We start from the raw sequence: 21,745 nt of genomic DNA on the forward strand, positions 1-21,745 counted from the left end.
TAACTTAAAATTTGATGTATAAAGCGGGATTTTTAGCATTTGCTTTATTTGCAGTCCATGCTGGTGAATGGATTTCAAAATGCAAATGAGGTCCGGTGACGTTCCCAGTACTACCCATATATCCTAAAAACTGCCCTTGTTTTACTTTTGTACCGGCAGAAACTGCTCTATTTTGCATATGTGCATATACAGTTTCATATTTCTTACCACCTATTGTATGTTGAATGTAAACAACATTCCCATATGAACTACTTAGATAGGATCTATGAACGACACCATCTGCAGCAGCATATATTTTCACGTTTGATCTACCACCTAATCCAATATCTATACCATAGTGAGTAGCACCCCATCTTGCACCAAATCCAGAAGTAACTTTTCCTGTGGTAGGTCTAATAAAACTTCCTGGATTTAGTTCTGGAGAATCAGATCCACCGCTATAACTAGCGCTTGTTTTGAATTTTTCTGCCCTAGCTAGTACATCGTTAACATACCAATCTGCATGGTTATATTGATAAATTGATTTTCTCTTATCTGTAGAGTAGCCGTTCTTTGAAAGATAATTTGCTGCAGTGAAAATAGCATCTTCTAAAGTAAAAGGATCTGCCTTTCCATCATTATTACCATCTACTCCGTATCCTCCACCTGCTTTAATAACATTCAAATCTGTATAATTTGTAGTATTTGAAACTCTTCCCCCTCCAATATTGTATTTCCATCCTGCCCAAGTTGCAGGAAGAAATTGCATGTGACCAACAGCTCCTGCATAAGAAAGCATTGGTTTTATTGTACTGAAGGCTGTCTCCTTACTATGAATAGCGGCTAGTGTATACCAATGTACCCCATACTTTTTTTCTGCAGCAAGGTATATAGGCATGTATTGCGGAGGTACCCCAGCTCCAGGAATTATGTCACCATCATAACTGATATCATCAAACCCGTATACGCCACCATTCCCTTTCAACCAATCTATATAATTTATATCTCCTTCAAGGAAGCTATAATTTGCTTCTATAAGCATCTTATCATCCAAGCCCAGTCCCATTGAGTTTAATATTGCATCAAAATTCGCATAATCTTGTTTTACTTGTTTACTAGATTCAAAATATTGCTGTCTAGTTTTAGTTGTAGTTTTTACTTCTACAATTCTTTCAACTTTAACTGTCTTAGTTTTTAAAAGGTACACTTTAACATAACCTGAAGTGTTAATCTTATTTTTTTTCTGTCTGGTTTCTTCTGCTAGTAGTGATTTCCACGTTTTGCTGTTTGAATTATAAAATGGAAAGTAAGGATCTGACCTATCTACAAGATACATAGGGACTTCTAACGCTTTCCAATAGTCAACTTTTTTATTTTCTTTTATGGTTTTGTGGATAATGACTGTATTTGATTTCCACGCTGTGACTTTGGGTTTATAGGAGAATATAGTTGAACCATTCCAATATTCTACAGAATTTAATTTGGTTACCATGTTTTTTGTATGTTGAACTTTCCCAACATTACATTCTTTACCTTCCTCACAAACAGTCACTTGCTTTTCTTTCCATTCATCATATTGACCATACTCAAATTCAGGAGCGAGTTTAGTAGCCATGTTTCTAATAATTTTTTTCGTTTGGGAAAGACTGTAATCTTTTTGCTCAAAAAAATCTAACATTATAGTTGAGGATATTAACCCTTCTGGTACACGATAAGGTCTTTCTAAATCACTATCCATATTCACAGTAGATTCGGATTGTTCCTTAATATACGCTTGAATTTTTGCATCATCACCACTTAAATTATCATCTGAAGTCCAAAAAAAGGATAATGCAACAGAGATGATAACAGTTACAATTATTATTCCTAAAGTTATTAAGATACCAGGAATACCTACTGTACCAATTAACCAAGCAAAAATCTGTTTTAGTACTTTTAAAATTACTTTGGCTGCAACTTTTATGGCTTTTTTGGCAACCGCAGCAGCTTTTTGTTTAAATTTTTTACTAAAGGGTTTAGATAGTAATCTACCTAATCCCTTCATTCCATTTACTAATTTTTCATTTAAGGTTTCTTGAGTATTTTTGTTATCACTCATCACTTATCACCTTAAAGAACTAGTAAATGCCTTATTTCTATGCATTTCTAATTGCTTTCTTGCAAAATTACGTTTATTCGGTACAGCATATGCCATTAAATCTTCGGGTTTAAGTGAAGTTGTAAAGTCACTATCACTAAAAGAAGGAATTAATTTTTTATTTCGTACTTCACAATTAGCAGTTATTGTTTTATCATTTTGAACTCTTGCATCCCCTGGACCGTAAGGAGAAATACGATAAGTCGTTCCATTTCTAGTACCAATCATATAACTTCTATTATGATCAATGACCATTTTGATGTTTTCCATTTCGTTTAGAGCATCTTTCATGTAATACTGTCCACTATCGACTAATTGATTGTAGCTTTGAACCTCTTGTACTACTCTTGGAGTCTTACTAGTGTTTCTATTGGTAAATAACTGGTTTGGATTTACATTAATTTTAGGTGCTGGTACTTTACCACCTCCACTGTCTAAAGAGTAGGAAGAACTTGCGGATAATAATTGACCGTCCCTAACAGTTAAATCTTGATAAACCACTTGATTATTTTTCAATCCAGAGTGACCTGAAGCCATACGCGAAACTACATGAGTTTGACCAGTTTTATCCCTAACTTGGACAACTGTATTTTTATTATCAGTTACCATTTGAATAGCCCCTTGTGCAATTTCAGTTTGGCCATTATCTAAAGTAACTGTTTGAGCCATATGTGCAACATCAGAAATTTCTTTTATTTGTTTATTAACTGCATTATTATATGGATTAAAACCTTTTAGACCAAAAGCCTTTGAGTTGCTCATACTTGGAGCGGCATATTTAGCCATCACTTGATAACCCCCAACTCCTGCAACCATACCACCTGCGTAAGCAACAGCGTTTCGGAATTTCGCTTGCTTCTCTACTAAATTACTTGGAGTATAAGACTTATAATCATTTGCAAAGGCTTTTCCGCCATCTACAATACTTTCTTTTGCCGCAGAAACTAACTGCGTAGGATTTTGTGCTAGACTATTTAGGTTTGGTTTATTTTTAATAAATGAAGTAGCAGCAGTCATACCAAGTGTTTTTGTTGCATGGCCAATTTTGGTATCTCCAACAAATTGACTTACCTCTTTAAGACCAGAGGCACCAACAACACCTTGTACTAATCCATTTCCTAGTCCAGCTGTAATACGTCCAGCTGAATTCTGAATAATTCTTTGTCCTAATGGAATGTTAGAAGGCATCGATTTTTGAACAGACGAAGTAATCTCTTGGGCTTTGCCACTTGAATCAAAGTTTTGATACGCTTGTGCGCGTGGTAGATTACTATTATTCGCAAAGGTCTCTCTAGCTTCATTTATTTTCATACTTGCTATTTGATTATTAACATAAGGAACATTCACTTCCTTACCAGAGTACATGGAAGTCCCTTTAACAGATGCAATTGAATCTTTTACATTATTAATAGAACTAATTGATTTTAACCCTTTATCAACTAACGATGGTGATGAAATACCTGTTTGAAGTTGTTGAGTAATAGCATTCATACCAGCTGCATTGTTAGAACTAATTCCCATTTCATTTGCGATAGCTGAAGTTACTTTACTAATTTGAGAAGGAGTTCCATGAAGAACAGCATTGCTATTATCTCGGATAATATTACTAATACTTTGTTGTTTTTGTTGAACCTCAGAATTCCATGCTTTTTCTTTTTGTTGATTATGACTCGTTATCATTTCAGAAGTTGCATTGGCAGGAAGTGGATTAGACTTATCATAATTTTTCATGAAATTTTGTTTGTTGTTCTTTGCCCAACTAGATGCTAATACTTCAGTAGTATTGCTTACTTTTGAACTAGCACCTTGTACTGACGACAATCCAGTTTGTACTTGTGATGAAATAGCATTCATTTTACTACTATCAGAAGTACTAATTCCTAGTTCTTGTGCAATTGACTTTGTAACATTTTCTAGTGGAACATATTTACCACTCATTATTGCGTTACTTTGGCTAGTTAAAATATTTCCAAGTTTTTGTTGCTTTTGTTGTACCTGGTTATCCCAAGCATTCTGTTTTTGTTGAGCATGGTTGGCTTTTACTTCAGATGTCGCATTATCTGGAAGTGGATTAGATTTATCATAATTTTTCATAAAGCTAGCTTTATTATCTTTAGCCCAACTGGATGTTAATGATTGAGTAGCGGTTGAAATCGGATTAGGTGAATACACATTATGAAGTTGATCACTTATTTGATCCATTTTTTCTGAGTTTTCGTTTACACCTATAATAGAACCGATATCTTTTGCCAATTGATTAGTAAATAGCTGATTTTTTTCTTGCCCATTTCTTAATTTCAAATTACCATTGCCAAGAACATTAGCTATACTTTTCTGTTTATTATCAATTTCATTTTTCCATGCTTCTGCTTTAGCATTTGAGTGAGCAGATTTTTGTTCTGCAGTCGCATTTAAAGGTAAAGGATTTTTCTCATCATAATTTTTCATAAAGTTATCTTTGTTATCTTTAGCCCAATCTTTGGCAAGGTTTGTACTTGTTTTAGTAATAGCCTTTTGGGATATACCACCAGCCATTCTTTCGGCCATTCTTTTTTCAAAGTCCTCTTTATTTATATAACTATGATTTAGGGAAGCACCATTTCCGATATCATTAGCAACATCACTCGCTAAATTTTGTATCGAGCTTTCTTTTTCCTTTAATTGAGATTGCCATGCATTTTCACGAGCATTTTGATGGCGTGATATCTCCTCTTTACTTGCATTTTCGGGAAGAGGATTTTTCTGATCATATTCCTTCATAAATGGTTCTTTATTTTTCTCCGCCCATTTATTTGTTAGATTACTAGTTGCGTTTTTAACTAAAGAAGAAGCATTAGCATTTTTCCCTTCTTTGCTTTTCATACCCGCAACCATTCCTCTTGCTTCATTTAAAAATCCTGCTTTTTTTGAAGCTTTTTCATTATCCCAAGCTTTATTCACAGCTTCTTCATGGGCATCCGGGAAACGTTCTTTAAAGTCTTTTCTGAACCCTTCTTCATTTTCATTTGCCCATGCTGTAGCTTTTTCATCAGCAATAGTATTAGCTAGTTGTTCATCCGCTGCTTTATCAGCATTATTAATATCTTTAAAACCTTTAAGTCCACTTTTCAAAAGAGCTGAACCTCTGTTTGCTAATAATTGAGCACTTGCTCCACCAACTCTTCCTGCAAGTCCACCAGCAACACCGCCGGCATGAAAACCAATTGTTGAACCAGTTAGCACACCCATTGGTCCAAGAGCAGAACCAGCAAGGGCACCAGTAGCCCCAAATACAGCTTTACCGCTTCTAGACAAAATGTTTCCTGGTTTTAACATTTTTTCAGCATTAGCAGTAGTCCCAGTATCTGTTCCTGTATTTCCTGCAAGAGTTTTTTTGATGTCTCCTACTGGATCATTATCTTCTGATGATACATTGTCAGAGTCTTTTCCGTTACCTTTACCTTTGTTTTTAGCATTAAGGTATCCCCTTTTAATAGCATCTGTAACTGATGTACCTTCTAATGCCCCTTTAGCTGCTCCATACATTCCAACTAAAGCGGACCCACCCATCATAGCAGCTGCTTTTGAGAAGCCATCATTCATTTTTCCTCCAAGACCTATTAAAGCTCTTAAAGATTCAGTTACTGGAATAAAGATAATCATTAGAATAACTGCTTCAATCGGATTTGCTGCACCAACCATAACAGCCATTATGAAATAAACGGCTGCATGAATAGATTGAACAAATATAGTGCCTACTAATTCTTTAAACCATGCCACTGTAATGGACTTTGTTTGAGGAATTAAGAAAAATACCAGCATCAAAGGACCGGTAATTAACAACAACATAAGTGTAAATTTCCGCATTGAATAATAGAAATACGCCCATATACAAAGACCGACTTTTACAATCGTAATTGCTAAAACACCTAACACTCCACCTGGATATTTAGACATTTCTATAGCATTTTTTAAATTTAATAAGTCTACATCAGATCCAAATAATCCGACAATTGCCTGGTTAGTAAGAAACAAAATGGCATAAATTGAGTACAAGTTTGCGAATAGTACTGAAACTAATAATAATTCTTTAAAATACTCAATTACATAGGTTCTATTAGATGGATTGATACTGGTCGATGAAATTTTCATTGCTGCCATAATAATACTAATTAATAAAGCGGTAACTGCTAAGGCTGTGAAAATATTCATTCCTGGAGTGTAAACCTTAGTAATTTCATTTTCTGTAAAAGTTAAGAAAGCTAAATTTTCATCCCCTCCAAAAATCAAATTCTTTAATGTTGGGAGACTTTTAAAAGGCGATGCTATCCAATCACCCATAGCAGAAAAAAGTGAGGATATAAGTTCCTGGATTTTATTCAAAGCAAGATAACGCCTCCTTCCTAATAAAAACTACTAGCTTTTTGTTTTTGTCTTTGCATTGTTTCTTCATAAACCGCTTCATTGGATTCAATAAAGAATAATTCTTCTTTACTAGGATTCGTTCGTAACCATACAGATGATTTTCCGACTCGGAGAATTCCTTCTCCTTTATCCGGATTACCGAATAGAATGTTAATTTCTCCTTCAGATAAATCAAAATTTTCTCTTATAGCTTTTAAATCCAATTTGCTTTGTTTTAAAAACATAAAAGAGTAAGTGTTTTGTAGGATCCCCCTAGCTTTCTTATTTTCAACAAAACGAACAAAATCTTGACTTGCAAGTCTTAAACCAGCGTTCCGCTTACGAGAACGTCTTGCCATTTTCTCAAGAAAGTTAACAGTTTGCTCTGAATCTATTAAAGTCCAAGCTTCATCGGCATAAACAAATTTCTTTTTCTTTGCGTTATCCAAACTCTTAACAAAGTGTTCCCATGTATAGTTAAGGAGTACATGATAAGCAATAGGTCTTAAAAAGCCTTCTTCCATTTGACTAATATTGAAATTTACGAGTCTAGCATTTTCTAATGATTGAGTGACTCCCTTTCCTAAAAAAGTTTGTCCATCAAAAATAGGTTTACTACCAGTTCTTAAGAATGGTTTGATGGCAGCTATTAAGCGAAACGCCCTTGGTTCTTCGCCGTATTTTGTTATTAAGTATTCATTAACATCACTTATTGTTGGTTCTGGTTTTCTAACCCGTGATTGAACAAGATGATTATCGATAGTTCTTACATTGTTTTCAAATAAGGATTCAGGGTGTGAATTTATGTTTAATTTGTTATGAATAACATGCTGAAGTGCTTCTTCTAAATAGTTTCTTTCAAAGACATCTAACCCTTCAGCTTCTTGGTTTTTACCTCTACATATAATGTCAAAGAAATCGATTGCCTCATTGATTTTTTCTCGAATAGGTACAAATCGAATATAGATTTTCCCATCCTTTTCTATAATTTCCTTTTCGTCGCTTTCTTCTATTAAACTAAGTTCTTCATCTCCATCTTCAAAGGGAATATCAGAATAGTTTAATGCAAGAGGGTTGATACAGATATCTTCTTCTTCGTTAATATTTAAATTAATTCCACCTAAACGTTTTGTAATTTTAACAAATTCACCTTCAGGATCTATTAATCTAGCATATACATCTGCTCCGGTAAGTTCTCTTGCAATTAAGAGTTTAAGAGTAACGGACTTTCCGCTACCAGAAAATCCAGAAATAAACATATTATAATTATCAGGTCGAAAATCTTCATTTCCGAAACTATTTATAAATTCAAGTTGATCAGTAATTTTATTTATCCCAATAGGAACTCCACCCATGTACTTTCCACTTCCAGAAATAAAAGGCGAGAAAGTAGATAAAGCACGTCTATCTATATTTCTAAGAGAATCATGTATTTGGTTTTTTCCAAAGGGCAAGATACTTTTGAACCCCTTTTGGATCCTGCCCCATGTACTAGTTAATCCAAAGAATGAACTACTTAATTCATCCTCTAAAGACTCACTAAAATAGTTTAATTGCTTCTCATTTTCTGCATATAACATGGCCAAAGTTCCAACATTAAACATATCATTTTCACCAAACTGTATTTCAGACATCAATAAGTCTGTATCTCTTATCTTTGCTGTTAAATCATTAATTTGGTCAATATTCCCTCTTTTCGTTTGAAAGGAGAGGTTAGATTCCAACATTGTAATTTGTCGCTGAAGAGTACGGATTGCATCTGATTTACCAACTTTATGAATATCAAGAAATACATCTACCTCTCCACTTGATAGTAAGGAATTGAGCCAATTGGTTTGCATTTTCCGTGGATATCCATCTCGAGGTATGTACATTGGTCTAAAATATGTTTTTGTACCTAATGATGTCTTTATAACTCCATAATCTTCCGACTCAATTTTTAAGCCTTCCGGAGAAATAATTTCCCACATTGTTGGTTTTGTATCAATTTGATAATCTATATCTTTTACTTCATTGCTTTTTTTATTTTTATTCCCTTTTGCTTTCTTACTAGTATTTTTTTTAGCTAGCTTCTTTTTCTCTTGCTCTCTCTCTTTCGTTTTCATTATCTTCATATTCCTGAATCGTCTCCTTTACTAAGTCAATATGAGAGTCTGTTTGATCTGCAGTTACATATAATGCATCCTTTTCTTGATTAACCAAATCCTTAAATCGGTTTTTTACAGCTTTACGACGATTAAATGTATAGTAAAGTAATTCATAAATACCTTCTGTTGGTAAAAGAGAGACATGTATATCGGCTTTTCGCAATTGATTTCTTGCAGAATTAACCCTTCTCATTAATTCAGCAAAAGCTTTATCTACAATTTTTTCTTCTAACTCTTCTTCAGAATCCGCGCTAATAGAGTTAACATTTATTTTATGAGTGAAAATCATATAAATTTTAGTTTCAAATCTTGGTGCGGATTTTTGCCATTCAACAATATCTGCAATCATCGCTTTTCCAAATGAAAGGGCAGCTTCATTTAAATCCTTGGATTCTTCCATTACTTTATTCATTGCTTCAATAGGCTCCGAAACATCAACGAATCTATTTTGGAGATAAACACTTACAGGATAGTTAAGTGTTGCTGTCCAACTCTCAAAAGTCACATCAATTGCCTCTTGTTCAAATTGGCTTTTAAGAAAATAGTTAACAGGGTCTACTTCAGCGATTATAGAAAAAGAATAGTCAGTATAATGAATAAGGTGATTAGATATATCTTTTACATCTGAGAATAACTCTTCGAATATTTTTGGATCTTCTTCGGCTTGAAGAGGATTATTCTTCCCATTTTCATTATTTTTCTTATTTAACTTTATTGGTGTTGCTTTTTTTCCTCTACCTGGGATAATCGGTTCCTTCAGCATGATTTTCATGAAAACATATGCACCAACTGCAAAGAGCAGCATAATCAAAAGAGTTCCCACTTTAACTATTCACCATCCATTTCTTTGGATACGTTCCTTTTCTCCATATGCCATTTTGTTTTTTCATGTTCATTTTTATTAAAAAGTACTGATCGAAGTTTAAATGAAGATTTTTCTTTTTAAAAAAGCCAAAAACAATTACGAAAATTGCTGTTGGAATAACACTAAATACACATGCTATCAATGCCACAATAACACCGGCACTTGAGAATATTTTGTATACCATTGGGATATATGCATAAACTATTGACCCTGCTGCTCCTAGATAAATCAATTGTCTAATTGAGATGAATCCCAAAATAGTTTTTTGTTCAGATGCCATATCTATTGGAACCTCAGCTCTTCGACTCATTTAATAATTTCCCTCCTAGAAATGAACCCCTCAATGTAAAGTACGATAGAGGGGTTTCAAACCAATATTTAAGCTCCAAATCCTGCAAAATAACCAGCTATTACTTTTGCTTGTACAATAACAAAGACTCCGATACCCGCCATTGCAAGACCAATAAAACCTTGTGTTCTATTTTGTGGATTCCCTTGTGAGCCAGATAACTTCATTCCAGCAAAGATAATACAAGCTAGTGCCCATATTGCACCGATTCCTGTGATAAGATATACAACGTTATTTAACTGGGTATATATCTTACTGTCTTTTACATTCCCTTGACTGGTGATTCCAGCTTTTTTCCATGCTGCTAATGCAGACTCTGGAACAAATAAGTAAAGATAGGTTAGTATCAGTGCCCCTAGGTAAAAAGGAATATCATTTAACCCTTTTACTCTTTTGATTGCCCCTGTCTTCATTCTTAAAATCCCTCCTTTTAAATCAAGGAAAAACCAATAAAAAAAGTCCCCGAAAAGACTATGGAAGATTGTACTTATGTACAATGCCATAGAATTCTCGGGGACTTCCCGTTGTTTTTTCACTTGTAACCTTATCATAATAAAAACAAGAAATATGGTCAAGGTATTTTAGCCAAAAAATATACTGATACGAAACCCAACTTTAATTTAAAACATCAGAAAGTAAAACTATTAAAAGAAATACTAGATAATGCTGCTCTTGATATATTTATTAATATGATTTTAGAATTTTAATTTCTCGTGATTAATTCTTAGGAAAATTAAATCATTCAACCAAAATATTACACTACTAGAGATGATCATATAATAAAAATTTTGGTCTAAGTAAAATTGGGGATTTAGATCGGTAGCAAGCGGATAGAAAATCAAATTAACTATAAAACCTAATATACAAAATAATACAAAATTTTTAATATAGGAATTATTTAGGGACTTTCTAAAGAAAAATTGAATGGGCGCTCCTATTACTAGATAGATTAAACTAAAAATTGTAAAAAATAACAAGAATGAAGCTAAATCAAAAGAGTCGAAAATAGAAAATGGAACCGTGTTAATAAAGTAAAACAAAAAAAGAGCAAGAAAAAAAGCTGAAGAAACAGAACAAATTAATAGTCTGATAAAAAAGTTGTTTATTAATTTCATGATAAACATAGTACCTCCTCCTAATTCCAATATTAGTAAGTTATACCTATATATAGTATAGATGTATATTGTTACAATTAATTATAGCATTACTACTATACATATATAGCTTTGTAATGAAAATTTAAAAAATAAAAGGAGGAAAAAATGTAAAAAAAAAAGATTATTTTTACTTCAATTATAGCCTTAGGATTTGCTATGTCTCCCTTAATTGTTAGCGCTGACAATGATGTAACTGTTAAAACAAATGATAATAAGGTGATCTTAGAGTTAAGCCCTAAAAAGAACGAATACTATAAAATATACAAAGACGACCAGTTAGAATATAGTGGTACAAACAATAAATATACAGACTATATTGATCAATCACAAAAATATAAAATAGGAGTCTATTCAAATGGTAAACTAAACGAGGTACTCTCTGTTAAAGCGGCTGATAATAAACATAATATTTTTGAACCAACATCTATGAATACCGCAGAAAAAGAGGAATATATTGATAGCATAGTTCAAAATACAAGATTAGAAACTATCGTCACCTCTAATTCAGTAACTATACAATGGCCTAAACTTCCAGATGAAGATAATGTTTATGAAATATTCAAAAATAATGTAAAAATCGCTGAGACAACAGATCTAAATTATGTTGATACTAATGTAGAGAGTGGCAAAGAATACAATTACATGCTAAAAATTAATAATGTTGTTTCTGAAGAAACTGCAGATTTAATAAAAAATGAAGCAATAAAAGAAAAAATAGTATTAACTGATGAAATGTTTGAATATGATGGCTCAATATCTACCCTAGTAGCAATACCATCCGTAGAGGAAGAGTCATTGACTGAAGATCCAATTATGGATCCTATCTTTGAAAAGGCAAAGGGTAGCGGCACTATTGGTACAAAAGCAATTCCTAAATCAAATGAGTTTTCATTTGATTACAGGACTTATATACCATTCAAGTCAGTTAAAAATCCAAATGTTTTAACTAATGATGACTATCCTTACTTAAAAGGAGATAATAGATCAAATCCTACTGCTTATTCTGATAAATACAGAACAGAAGCTAGAGTATATGCAATGTTAAGTCAACCAGCAGCAGTAACCTTATGGAAAAGTGTTTCAAAATCACATTATTGTACTGCTTCAAGCTGTTCATCACCAAAATCTCTTGGAACTGCATCGGATAGTGGAATTAAATTACTTAAACATAGAGTTAAAACTAATGACTTAATGTGGGCTGTGAATCATGCAGTGGGTGTTCCAAAAATTTCTGCTCCTAAAATTGATTATAATTATGTTGCTCAACTTTCTAATAAATCATTTATTGCTTATGGAAAACATGATAGAGCACCAAGTCATGAATTTTATATGAATTACCCAACTGGTAGCAAGAAAATTTATTCCCATCAAGTTACTAGTTCACTCGAATTTTTATTGCTTTTTGGTGTCGTACAAGGATCATGGAGTTTTGATATGTAATAATAAAACCATAAACTGTGCTCACTAGAAGGTGTATTGAAGCAAAGTTTTTACATCAAATAAAGTAAAAAAATGCGAGTATTAAAATTTTCTTCTCATAGCATGGGGTAGCGTCAGGAAAATGCGGTTTTGCAAAGCTAAACCTATTTTCCTGACGATTACCCCTTCTTTATCCTTATGATGATATATGGTTTATTTTCCCCTAGGGTATTGACTTATTCCCCAAAGAGTGGGAATCTTTCTAACACAGTCCAGTTAAACGGATCTTTTATTCTAAAAGAACTCTAAACCTATCATTAAATGATAGAGTGGACTAAAGAGATCTGATTCAACAAGTTCTTTCATATGGTCAAAATGAATTTGTAATTCTTCCATTTCGCTGAGAAGAATTTCGTTATTTGAACTTCCTTCTAAGCTGACCTTAATATAAAGAACATCTGAAGATAATTCATCAAGAATTTGCTTATCATATAACTTTTTTAAAAGTTGATCTTCCTTTCTTCTGTTTATCTCATTTAAGAAATTTTCTAATTGGTTAATTACTTCTTTTTTCTTCATTTTATTATCTCCTTTCACTTTGAACTTTCTAAGTAAATAGATTACTTCGTTCGTGACTTTATTATAGTTAACTGTCCTTTATATATAACCGGAAAATGTTCGAGTAATTTCAGCCCTATAATTAGATACTTGCAATCTTAACTTCTATTAGGACAAACGGTTAATATTAAACATCTAAAGAGTTATAGGGAAAAAGTGAAGAGAGTGTACCAAAAATTAAACTTTTTTTGAATAAATTGTGAACTAGTAGGATTATATACTTATGAAATAGAAAGATTAATATGAAAGGAGGGATATAATTGAACGACTATGATTTGTTACTCCATCTAAAAAACCAATATGATGCAACCAATACTTCCACCGACCTCAAAAACCTCATCGATACCTTCTTAGAATATTTTCCAATCGAATAACATATAATAGTTCATCTATTTGTTTTGAATTAACATTAATATGCAGCTTTACTAAAAAAAGAGGAAGACAAAGATGTAGGATTGTTACTTGAAGAAAGAAAAAGATTATTAATTAAAGAACCTTGTTCAACAATAGAAAACACAAGGAATAAAAAGGAATTTCAATTTCTTATTAATAAGTTTTTATCTAAGAAATTATCTTTGGTTGTTATGATAGTTCTACACTTAATAAATAATGTTCTTTATTTATTAAGTGTAGAAAGTAAAATACATTTTCTAAATATTAAAAATCTCTCGGTTGAATAATGTACCTATCAAGCCGAGAGATTTTTGAATGCCATTTTAATTGTTACATTTAACTAATTTTGATATCTGAAAGTGAATCAACTATGTCTTCATGAAGAATATTGACCTTGAAGTATTCTCTTAATTTACATAAGAATACGTTTAAATTATATTTATATCTTATTTGTATTTTGGTAATACCCGATTCAGGTAAATATTCATGTCCTTTATAACTTCCACCTACTATAAAGAGAGTGATTGTATCACCTTTATAGTCTTGTCCGTTAAAACTAGGTAAGATGGTTAGCGTTTTATTTCCTATATAAGCGGCTGCAACATCTATTGCTGCTTCCGTTGGAGTTACTTTCACTTTAGTATTATTAAAAATGCTATATACTGGCATATTAAGGTCCACCTTTTAAATTTTTTAGATTATAACTTCTTTATACTTATACTAAATTCCATCAATAAATCCTTTTAATGTTAGGGATTTTATTGTTTAATAATAAATCATCAATCCCTTTTCCATCCGATTCTTTCCAAACAATTAAATTAGCATGAAATTTTTGTTTTTTTAATTCCTTTGCACACTCCAATAGATGTTTTTTTACATATACATTCTCAATAGCATCTGCATCGAAACAAATATTAACAGTTTGAACCCCCATCTCTTTTAATACGGGGATTGCTAACCTCCATGCTCCTACACCAGGAAGACTAATGAAAGTATCTCCAATTTGATCTATCTCTAATGGATCATATAGATTAGCCATTAAGTCAACTGCTATATCTCCTTTTAAAGCTCCTTCACCAAGCCACACGGTTTTAGCTTTATAAAGAGTACCAGGAACCCATTTTTTTAACTTTGTACTAGGAATTGATACATGAATAGGTGCTGGATTACCAGAACCTGTCCCATTAGGTTTATTGGCAGAACTTAACCAGTAATATCTATTCGCTTTTTTAACTCTAATCCATCCCAATAACTCATTATTATCTGTAATAGTAGTCCATTCCTTTTGTAGAGGAACCTCGCCTTGAAATATGATATTTCCTTTATATTTTACTTCTACAACATTTGGCTGTTCGATTACTTTAGCCTGAAATTCTTTCCCATTAAGTTTAACTTCCACTATATTCGGTGGGTTATCAATTCTATATTGAAAGCCTTCGATTTGGTTATATTGGTTTCTGTAAGGAATGAGAATTCCTTTCATTCCTGCTATACTCCAATAACCATTTTGAAAATAGAACCCTGGTATTCCTTGAAAATCATTTATCCCTAAATCATTGCTAATGGCCTTTACAATATTCCAAGGCTTATCAGGGAATGATTTATAATTTCTGATAGTTATTTGTTCATCACTCAATTTCCGTTCATTTGAAGTTAAATGATTATAATGAAAATCATCTAAAACTAGATTATCTAAAAGCGCATGATAGATGGTATCTAGTGTGATACGGTCCTTTTTGGGAAATCCATTTACTTCTTCAGCCATTCCCTTAACATTCACTTTATTTCTATTATCTTCTTTTAATACATGCAAGTAACTAATTAACGCGGAGTTTTTTGAAAACTGAATATCGCTTTCTACTCGAATGCATACTACTTTGCTATTATCTTCATTGGTCATGCATGCTCCTGTTTTGCCACAAATGGGACAAGGAGTACGATAATATTCATAAAACCCTTTTACTTTTGTTTTTCTATATAAGGAATTCATACTTATCCTCCTCTTTCGTCTTGTTAAATACAATATTTAAATCTACTACGATCAATTGGTGGCATAGTTGTAACAATCTTAAATTGATGATTTGATACTTTTGCAATTACTACTACCACTGGATTATCGTCAGTATCTCTTCCAAGTACTGCAACTTTTGAAATGGATTGCCTTTCCACTATTTCTCCATTTAATATGGCAGTAACTATATCTGCTTTGGTATAACCTCTTTGCTCTAATCGCTGCATAGTATGAATGCTGATTATAATTTTGCCTTTTCCACTAAATAGTACTTTTTTTACTTCTTGTAATTTCATCTCCTTCACCTCCAAAAAAAAAGACTTTGGTATGTAGTTAAAGGACAGAAATACTCCTCAAAACTACGAACCAAAGTCCGCTATTATTAATTATTAAACCGCTTATCAAAAAGAAAGCAACAAAATACTAAAATATATACAATTTATGTATTTATCATAGCACTTTATTTAAGTTCTATTCAACCTCTTGATTGGAAAAGTTTTTTGATAAGTGTTTTGAGAGGAAATTTTTTTGAATTTGATATGGAATCCAATTGAAATCCCGCCTTAATAAGATTTTCATAATTCTCTTTTACTTTTTCCCTTACTTCATCAAATGAGATAAGAGGCTTCTTTTTATATTGTAATCGAATATATTCTTCTGTTAGATCCGGAATGGTCCCTATTATGGGGAGTTCGAGGCCATTCACTAAAGAGTTAATCTTACTAAATGGAAAACTACGATTATAGATTAATTTCATCGATATTCCATGTTTTTCTCTTAATTGGTGAATATACTTTTTCCACATTAGAATATCTACAATTGAATTGTCTACCATTACCCAAAGTTCATCAATATTTTTAAGTACTTTTTCTGTTTCTTCTGTCATCTTTCCACTTGGCAAATCTGTTAAAATTACATCATGATATCGAAAAAATTGAAAATACACTTCTAAAAAGTCCTCAGTCCAGTTATAAACATAATCTTTTTCTCCAATAGGTAACCATAAAACTCCCATATATTGCCAATTTGTTTTGTGATAATCTAATTCCATAAGTTCATATTCTTCTAAATGAAACACTTCTATAAAAGAACGAAAATTAACCGGCATTGGTTCATATCTAGACAAAACACTAGATAATTTTGGAGGTTGCATTGCCTCTATAACAGCTGTTTGTATTTTTTGTTCTTGAAGGTATATTGCAAAGTTTAGAATAAAACTCGATACTCCTATACGATGAAGTGGAGACCATACAGCAATCGTTTTGTTTTGTGGGTATTGTTTTCCTTTGTATACATATTGCTTTCTCATAGCTTCAATTTTATTTGTACTGAAATGACTAATGTTAATAGGATATTCCGTTGATGGGAAATCATCTTTAATACTCACCGGTGGTGCATTGTTACAATCAACAGTTTCAATGGAGTCTATTATTTTATTTTCTTTTGCTTCTCCTGTAATTGAAGTATGTAAAGATCCCTGGTCAACTTGAACCTCCATATTGAGTGTATTCTCAGAAGTACTAATATCTTTATCTTGACTATTTTTTACTTTTTTTGGCCAGATGAATAGAGCCTTTCTGAGCGAATCCTCATTCTCAAAGAAATACATGTTTCTCCCATTTGCTTTATTGTCATTTGAATTACCCAAAATGTAAATATCATGGACTTTAAGAGTCGTAAAGAACTGATTGTTTATTTCATCTGAAGTAATAATTAACAAATTAAAGATGTAATTTTCTTCTTCATGGTTAATGAAGTTAGAATCATAGAATACAATTTCTACATCATTTGATTGTATTGCCCCGATGATCTGTTCATCACTTATAGAGGTTAGAACCTTTTTCATAGATTAAATGCTCCTGTTTTAAGTATTCATCAATTTTTTTTCGGAATTTAAATGGAAAAGGAATTGTTCTGCTTTCCACTTTTCTTAAATAGCTGCTACTGATTCCTATCTCTTTCGCGAATTGAAATTGATTTAACTTCAATCGTTTCCTCAAAATAATAAGTCTTTCAACATCATCTTCAATACAAATTTGGTTTAAATTTCTCATCATTTTTTCCCCTTCTTTCCAAAAAATAAAAAAAACCGCTAATATCCCCTTAGATAAGAGGATACTAGCGGTTATCGCTTTCATGTTTACTATTAATCTAAATAGAGTATATCATAGACTTTAAAAAATATATAGAATGAATTATTTAATAGTTGTTACAGTTGGAGACAAAATGTATAATTTAATTATAACTTTTTTATATTTTTAATTTTGTGGCGATCCTTTTGGATTTGCGGTTTCTAAAATAAACATACAGCCTTTGGGTTGATAGATTTTAAGAATAGCATTTTGCTATTCTTTCCCTATCTCTCCAAAGGCTTTTTTATGTTTATCGATGTAAAAGAGTTATAAATTATTCTAAGAAAGGGAGAGAAAAAAATGACGACGCAATCTACAGAAGAAATTCTTAACAAATTAAGACAACCATTCTCACAAAATGATATAGAATGGAAAGTTCAAACAAGTAACAAAGGTAACAACGGAGCTTATGCTTTTGTAGTAGCTTACGTGAATAACAGAGCTATTCAAAATAGACTAGATGAAGTATTTGGTATTGGCGGCTGGAAAAACTCATACGTAGAATTCTCCGGTGGTATAATTTGTGAACTTAGTTGTTATATTAATGGCCAATGGATTACCAAATCGGATGGTTCTGAACCTTCTAATTTTGAAGCCTTTAAGGGTGGTTTATCGAATGCGATGAAGCGAGCTGCTGTACAGTTTGGTATTGGGCGTTATTTATACAAATTAGAGCCGATATATGTTCAAGTTTCTGAAACTAAAAGTAATAATTCTATCTACTTGAATGATAAAAAAAACAAAGTAGTGGGTTATTATGAACCACCGTGTTTACCTGATTGGGCTTTACCACCTGATGAGCAAAAACAAGGAAAAAACAATGAAACAACTAGTACTAGCGATAATAACAATAAAAAAAGAGAAATTGATAAGAAGACTGGAAATAACACCTTCAATAGGAATTCTTATTTTATTTCTATCACCGAATTTATAAATAAAATCAAGCTTAAACCAAGAGCAGCAATGGAGTTATTTCATCATATAAATTCTGATACTAAATCTGATTGTGTTGAAATAAAAGATATTAAGGAAAAGGCTACTGACAAAGAGTTAATTAAATACTATGAAACCTTAAAACCCGTAAGTGACTTAGTTAAAATGAGTATTCATTATAAAATACCAGTTGAGAATGTATTAAATTATGTGAGGATTTTAAAACCACAAGAGAGGATCGATAATCTTCATTCTTGTTTACTACGTTTGAACAGAGAAGACATTAAAGAAATCAATGGATTTATTGAAGGTGATATAAAAAATAATATGTTTGAACATCAAACAGCGTAAACAAACACAAAAATATTTTTGTGTTATTTTTTTAACCTTTTTTAGGAGGAAATTACATGGAATTTATTATTAATAAAGAAAGTTTATTAGAGGTCCTATCAAAAGTAGAGAAATTAGTAAAAACTAAAACATCAAATCCAATACTACAAGGTTTTTATTTAGAAGTTAAGTCAGATAAGATAATCGTTATTGGATCTGATTTAAACACTACTATTCGTTATGAATTACCAGTTTTATTCGAAGATGAGTCAATACTTATTAATAAAGAAGGTAAGGTAGTTGTTCCCTATCAGTTATATGAAATTGCTAAGAAAGTTAAAACCGAATTAAGCATTTCGTTAGATGATACGCAATTAGTAATAAAACATGGGAAGAAAAAAAAGAGTGAATTTAAACTATCAGTTTTTAAGGCAGAAGAGTATCCTAAATTACCTAGATTTGATGGTATAGAGCCAACTCTGTCTATTAAAGGAACCGAATTTAATTCATTTATCAAAAAAACAGGGTATGCAGCTTCAAGTTCTGATGCTAGACCAGTTCTACAAGGAATTTGTTTTGAAATTACAGAAGATAAGCTACGACTTGTCTGTACGGATTCTCACCGTTTAGGCGTTATTGACGTCACAGAATCTCATAAGGAGTCCAGGAAGATTATTATCCCAGCAAAATCAATATTGGAAAGTTTGAAGTCCTTTGATTTAAGTGAGAAAGTTACTGTGTTTTGTGAAAATGATCGAATGCTTATTTTACAAAATAATAATCTCACTTTTTATTGCCGTCTATTAGAAGGAACTTATCCAGATGTAAGCCGCTTAATTCCAAAAGAGCATCTTGCTGAAATGAAAATAAGCAGAAAAGAATTTTTGGAAGGCTTTGAAATGATTAGTGGTTTGACTAATGCAGCAGATAATGAGACTAAAGGAATCGTTAAACTCCATGTAAATGGAGTTGCGACTTTATCAACATATCAAGCGCAAACTGGAAGCGGAAAAATTGAAATCGATTATGAAAGTTTAGAAGGTGAAGATAATTTTGATATTGCCTTTAATAATAATTATATGATCGATACATTAAAAGCAATGGAATCAGAGTATGTGTCCTTTAAATACCAAGGTTCTATGCGTCCATTTTTATTAACACCTTGTGATTCTTCTCATGAGGAAATACAATTGATTCTTCCGGTGAGAAATAAATAACAAAATGTTAGAAGAAAGGCTCTCCTTTCTTCTTTTTCTATTGGAGGATTTATGAAAATAAATATGAGGAAACTCTCACAGGAAATTAAAAATAAAAATACTATTGTTAAACCAAATTCATCGGAAGCAGGAATGGCCTACTTTATGGATATAGTTATTAACCATTCTGAAACAGATAGTATTAATTTCAATTCATTTACCTATGATGAAGCAATTCTTGCCTTCGATGAATTCTATTATTTACCATCGGATGAATATACGGATGATTTTTCTGAAGAAGACTATGAAAATATAAAAAATAATATGTGGTCCTCTTATTTGCAAACCCAAGAATTTTTTGTCCGTTGGAGTCAAGAAAGCAAAAAAATATATTGGTATGAGGATGATTTTATTTAGAGAGGTGAAGAAAATGACATCAATTTTGATGGATGCAGAGTCTAAAGCAAGTTATGACTATTCAATTTCTAACTTATTAATGTTAAAGATTCTCCATGACGCTAATGTGGATGTAAGTGGATACGGTAACTATCGAGTAGAAGTAGGTTTTATGTCTAATCCTGGATACGATTTTTTAATGCGAGGTATGAATGATTTAGGTTTTGATACAAAACACGCAACAGTTTATACGGATGATCCAGAAGAAATCTCACTTGCTAAACAAATCGAGAGTGTAATCAACCCAAAAGCAGAATGGTATATAGTGTTGAATAGCTTTAAAGTGGAAAAAATACTACTTTCTAGTCAAAAAGATGAGTATATAGCCTTTATTAAGTCAACTTTGAATCACATTGATTTAGAATGTGAAGCATTTGTAGAGGAGTCTTTGGGGATTATTATTGGATTCATTTTTGATGGATTTTATCATGAATTATTATCAGCTTTAATAGAGGTGGCTGATGAGACTAATAATATTTACGAAAAACTGGAGGAACAACAAAATGGACATTATCTTTCGGCTTAGTGATGAACCACAGCACTTAAATGCACAAGTCGAAGTGTTACAAATCACTTCTGATTTCAATAATACTTTAGATTCATTAGATCAAATGATTAAGTTAAATGGAAGAATGATAGAGGGATTATATAACATTACCCTCCCTAATCTTTTTAGTATTCTTCAAGAAAGTATAGAGGATTACATAATTGATTCTCAAACTCCAATTCTTCCAAAAAATTGCGTGAAACATGTTTGGATTAATGAATTAGCAAAGCATCAACTAGTATATATAGAGGTACCAAAACAACAACTTGATATGCGGTATGGAAAAACACTATTTAAACAGGTTGGACTACCAAGACTAATCTTCTTATATGAAGTAATGGAGAAAAAAGTAAAATTGAAAAACATTGTTGCTGTTAAAGGCTCCAAATTTTTGACAAAAGATACGGAAGTATTTCTTTTCCCCTTTTCACATGTATCTTTAGACGGTCATGTTTGCATGGGAGGAAATACTTTTCCTGAAATAGATGACATCTATCAATTAAACAGTTTGCATTTATTGTTTTTGCAGGCACCTTTTGGAGAAGATTATGGAGCAAAAACAACTACTAATTTAAGTGTGGCATCATTATTTGAAAAATATGAAAATAAACAATTTGATGATGAAATCTTATTACCACATTCGAAAATTCAAATTTTAGAGAATCTATAATAAAAATACAATATGGAGGAATT

General features: G+C 31.9%; 18 protein-coding genes. 6 read left to right on the forward strand and 12 right to left on the reverse strand.

What is annotated here, in order from left to right:
• Positions 1 to 4 precede the first annotated feature (4 nt).
• From NSQ92_RS24750 to NSQ92_RS24775, 6 genes are all read right to left on the reverse strand, one after another.
• Positions 5 to 2,077 (reverse strand): peptidoglycan DD-metalloendopeptidase family protein, encoded by a 2,073-nt coding sequence (locus NSQ92_RS24750; RefSeq protein WP_341123816.1) that lies wholly within the window; start codon positions 2,075 to 2,077, stop codon positions 5 to 7.
• A gap of 6 nt (positions 2,078 to 2,083) precedes the next feature.
• Positions 2,084 to 6,478 carry a hypothetical protein gene (locus NSQ92_RS24755; RefSeq protein ID WP_341123817.1) on the reverse strand — a complete coding sequence of 1,465 codons (4,395 nt, stop codon included), beginning with the start codon at positions 6,476 to 6,478 and terminating at the stop codon, positions 2,084 to 2,086.
• Between the two features lie 20 nt (positions 6,479 to 6,498).
• A complete protein-coding gene (locus NSQ92_RS24760; protein ID WP_047944562.1) occupies positions 6,499 to 8,613 on the reverse strand; it encodes a VirB4 family type IV secretion system protein in 2,115 nt (704 codons plus the stop codon).
• Entirely contained in the window at positions 8,561 to 9,469 is a 909-nt protein-coding gene (locus tag NSQ92_RS24765) for a hypothetical protein (protein WP_341153309.1), read from the reverse strand. The genes NSQ92_RS24760 and NSQ92_RS24765 overlap by 53 nt, the downstream gene beginning before the upstream one ends.
• A 1-nt stretch (position 9,470) precedes the next feature.
• Positions 9,471 to 9,821 carry a PrgI family mobile element protein gene (locus tag NSQ92_RS24770; protein ID WP_016204245.1) on the reverse strand — a complete coding sequence of 117 codons (351 nt, stop codon included), beginning with the start codon at positions 9,819 to 9,821 and terminating at the stop codon, positions 9,471 to 9,473.
• Between the two features lie 68 nt (positions 9,822 to 9,889).
• Positions 9,890 to 10,273 (reverse strand): pilin, encoded by a 384-nt coding sequence (locus NSQ92_RS24775; RefSeq protein ID WP_016204246.1) that lies wholly within the window; start codon positions 10,271 to 10,273, stop codon positions 9,890 to 9,892.
• 900 nt (positions 10,274 to 11,173) lie between these two features.
• Between NSQ92_RS24775 and NSQ92_RS24780 the strand changes: the two genes are divergently transcribed.
• Positions 11,174 to 12,457 carry a hypothetical protein gene (locus NSQ92_RS24780; RefSeq protein ID WP_341123818.1) on the forward strand — a complete coding sequence of 428 codons (1,284 nt, stop codon included), beginning with the start codon at positions 11,174 to 11,176 and terminating at the stop codon, positions 12,455 to 12,457.
• 273 nt (positions 12,458 to 12,730) lie between these two features.
• Here NSQ92_RS24780 and NSQ92_RS24785 read toward each other — a convergent pair whose 3' ends face one another.
• The 6 genes from NSQ92_RS24785 to NSQ92_RS24810 all read right to left on the reverse strand — a co-directional run bounded on the left by NSQ92_RS24785 (position 12,731) and on the right by NSQ92_RS24810 (position 17,515).
• On the reverse strand, positions 12,731 to 13,015 hold the full coding sequence (locus NSQ92_RS24785) for a hypothetical protein (RefSeq protein WP_341123819.1): 285 nt from the start codon (positions 13,013 to 13,015) through the stop codon (positions 12,731 to 12,733).
• Between the two features lie 768 nt (positions 13,016 to 13,783).
• Positions 13,784 to 14,116 (reverse strand): hypothetical protein, encoded by a 333-nt coding sequence (locus NSQ92_RS24790; RefSeq protein WP_016204923.1) that lies wholly within the window; start codon positions 14,114 to 14,116, stop codon positions 13,784 to 13,786.
• 61 nt (positions 14,117 to 14,177) lie between these two features.
• The gene (locus tag NSQ92_RS24795) at positions 14,178 to 15,437 is read right to left on the reverse strand and encodes a DUF3854 domain-containing protein (RefSeq protein ID WP_341123820.1); all 1,260 of its coding nucleotides are present in this window, start codon (positions 15,435 to 15,437) and stop codon (positions 14,178 to 14,180) included.
• Between the two features lie 23 nt (positions 15,438 to 15,460).
• Entirely contained in the window at positions 15,461 to 15,754 is a 294-nt protein-coding gene (locus NSQ92_RS24800) for a DUF4258 domain-containing protein (RefSeq protein ID WP_016204952.1), read from the reverse strand.
• A gap of 179 nt (positions 15,755 to 15,933) precedes the next feature.
• Complete coding sequence (locus tag NSQ92_RS24805; RefSeq protein WP_341123821.1) at positions 15,934 to 17,304, reverse strand: hypothetical protein; 1,371 nt, start codon at positions 17,302 to 17,304, stop codon at positions 15,934 to 15,936.
• Complete coding sequence (locus NSQ92_RS24810; protein ID WP_040344260.1) at positions 17,276 to 17,515, reverse strand: helix-turn-helix domain-containing protein; 240 nt, start codon at positions 17,513 to 17,515, stop codon at positions 17,276 to 17,278. The genes NSQ92_RS24805 and NSQ92_RS24810 overlap by 29 nt, the downstream gene beginning before the upstream one ends.
• A 375-nt stretch (positions 17,516 to 17,890) precedes the next feature.
• On the opposite strand from NSQ92_RS24810, the gene NSQ92_RS24815 reads away from it, so the two are divergent.
• From NSQ92_RS24815 to NSQ92_RS24835, 5 genes are read left to right on the forward strand one after another with little or no spacing between them, the layout of a single operon-like run.
• Positions 17,891 to 18,874: a Rad52/Rad22 family DNA repair protein gene (locus tag NSQ92_RS24815; RefSeq protein ID WP_144545533.1), complete on the forward strand. Its 984-nt coding sequence runs from the start codon at positions 17,891 to 17,893 to the stop codon at positions 18,872 to 18,874.
• 56 nt (positions 18,875 to 18,930) lie between these two features.
• Positions 18,931 to 20,070, forward strand: a complete 1,140-nt coding sequence (gene dnaN, locus NSQ92_RS24820) for a DNA polymerase III subunit beta (protein WP_341123822.1) — start codon at positions 18,931 to 18,933, stop codon at positions 20,068 to 20,070.
• Positions 20,071 to 20,121: 51 nt separating this feature from the next.
• A complete protein-coding gene (locus NSQ92_RS24825) occupies positions 20,122 to 20,466 on the forward strand; it encodes a hypothetical protein (RefSeq protein ID WP_016204958.1) in 345 nt (114 codons plus the stop codon).
• A gap of 13 nt (positions 20,467 to 20,479) precedes the next feature.
• Positions 20,480 to 21,031, forward strand: coding sequence for a hypothetical protein (locus NSQ92_RS24830; protein WP_016204959.1), 552 nt, complete (start codon positions 20,480 to 20,482; stop codon positions 21,029 to 21,031).
• Complete coding sequence (locus tag NSQ92_RS24835; RefSeq protein WP_341123823.1) at positions 21,009 to 21,722, forward strand: hypothetical protein; 714 nt, start codon at positions 21,009 to 21,011, stop codon at positions 21,720 to 21,722. The genes NSQ92_RS24830 and NSQ92_RS24835 overlap by 23 nt, the downstream gene beginning before the upstream one ends.
• Positions 21,723 to 21,745 lie beyond the last annotated feature (23 nt).

Source organism: Niallia sp. FSL M8-0099, assembly GCF_038006945.1.
Classification (GTDB): Bacteria; Bacillota; Bacilli; order Bacillales; family Cytobacillaceae; genus Niallia; species Niallia circulans.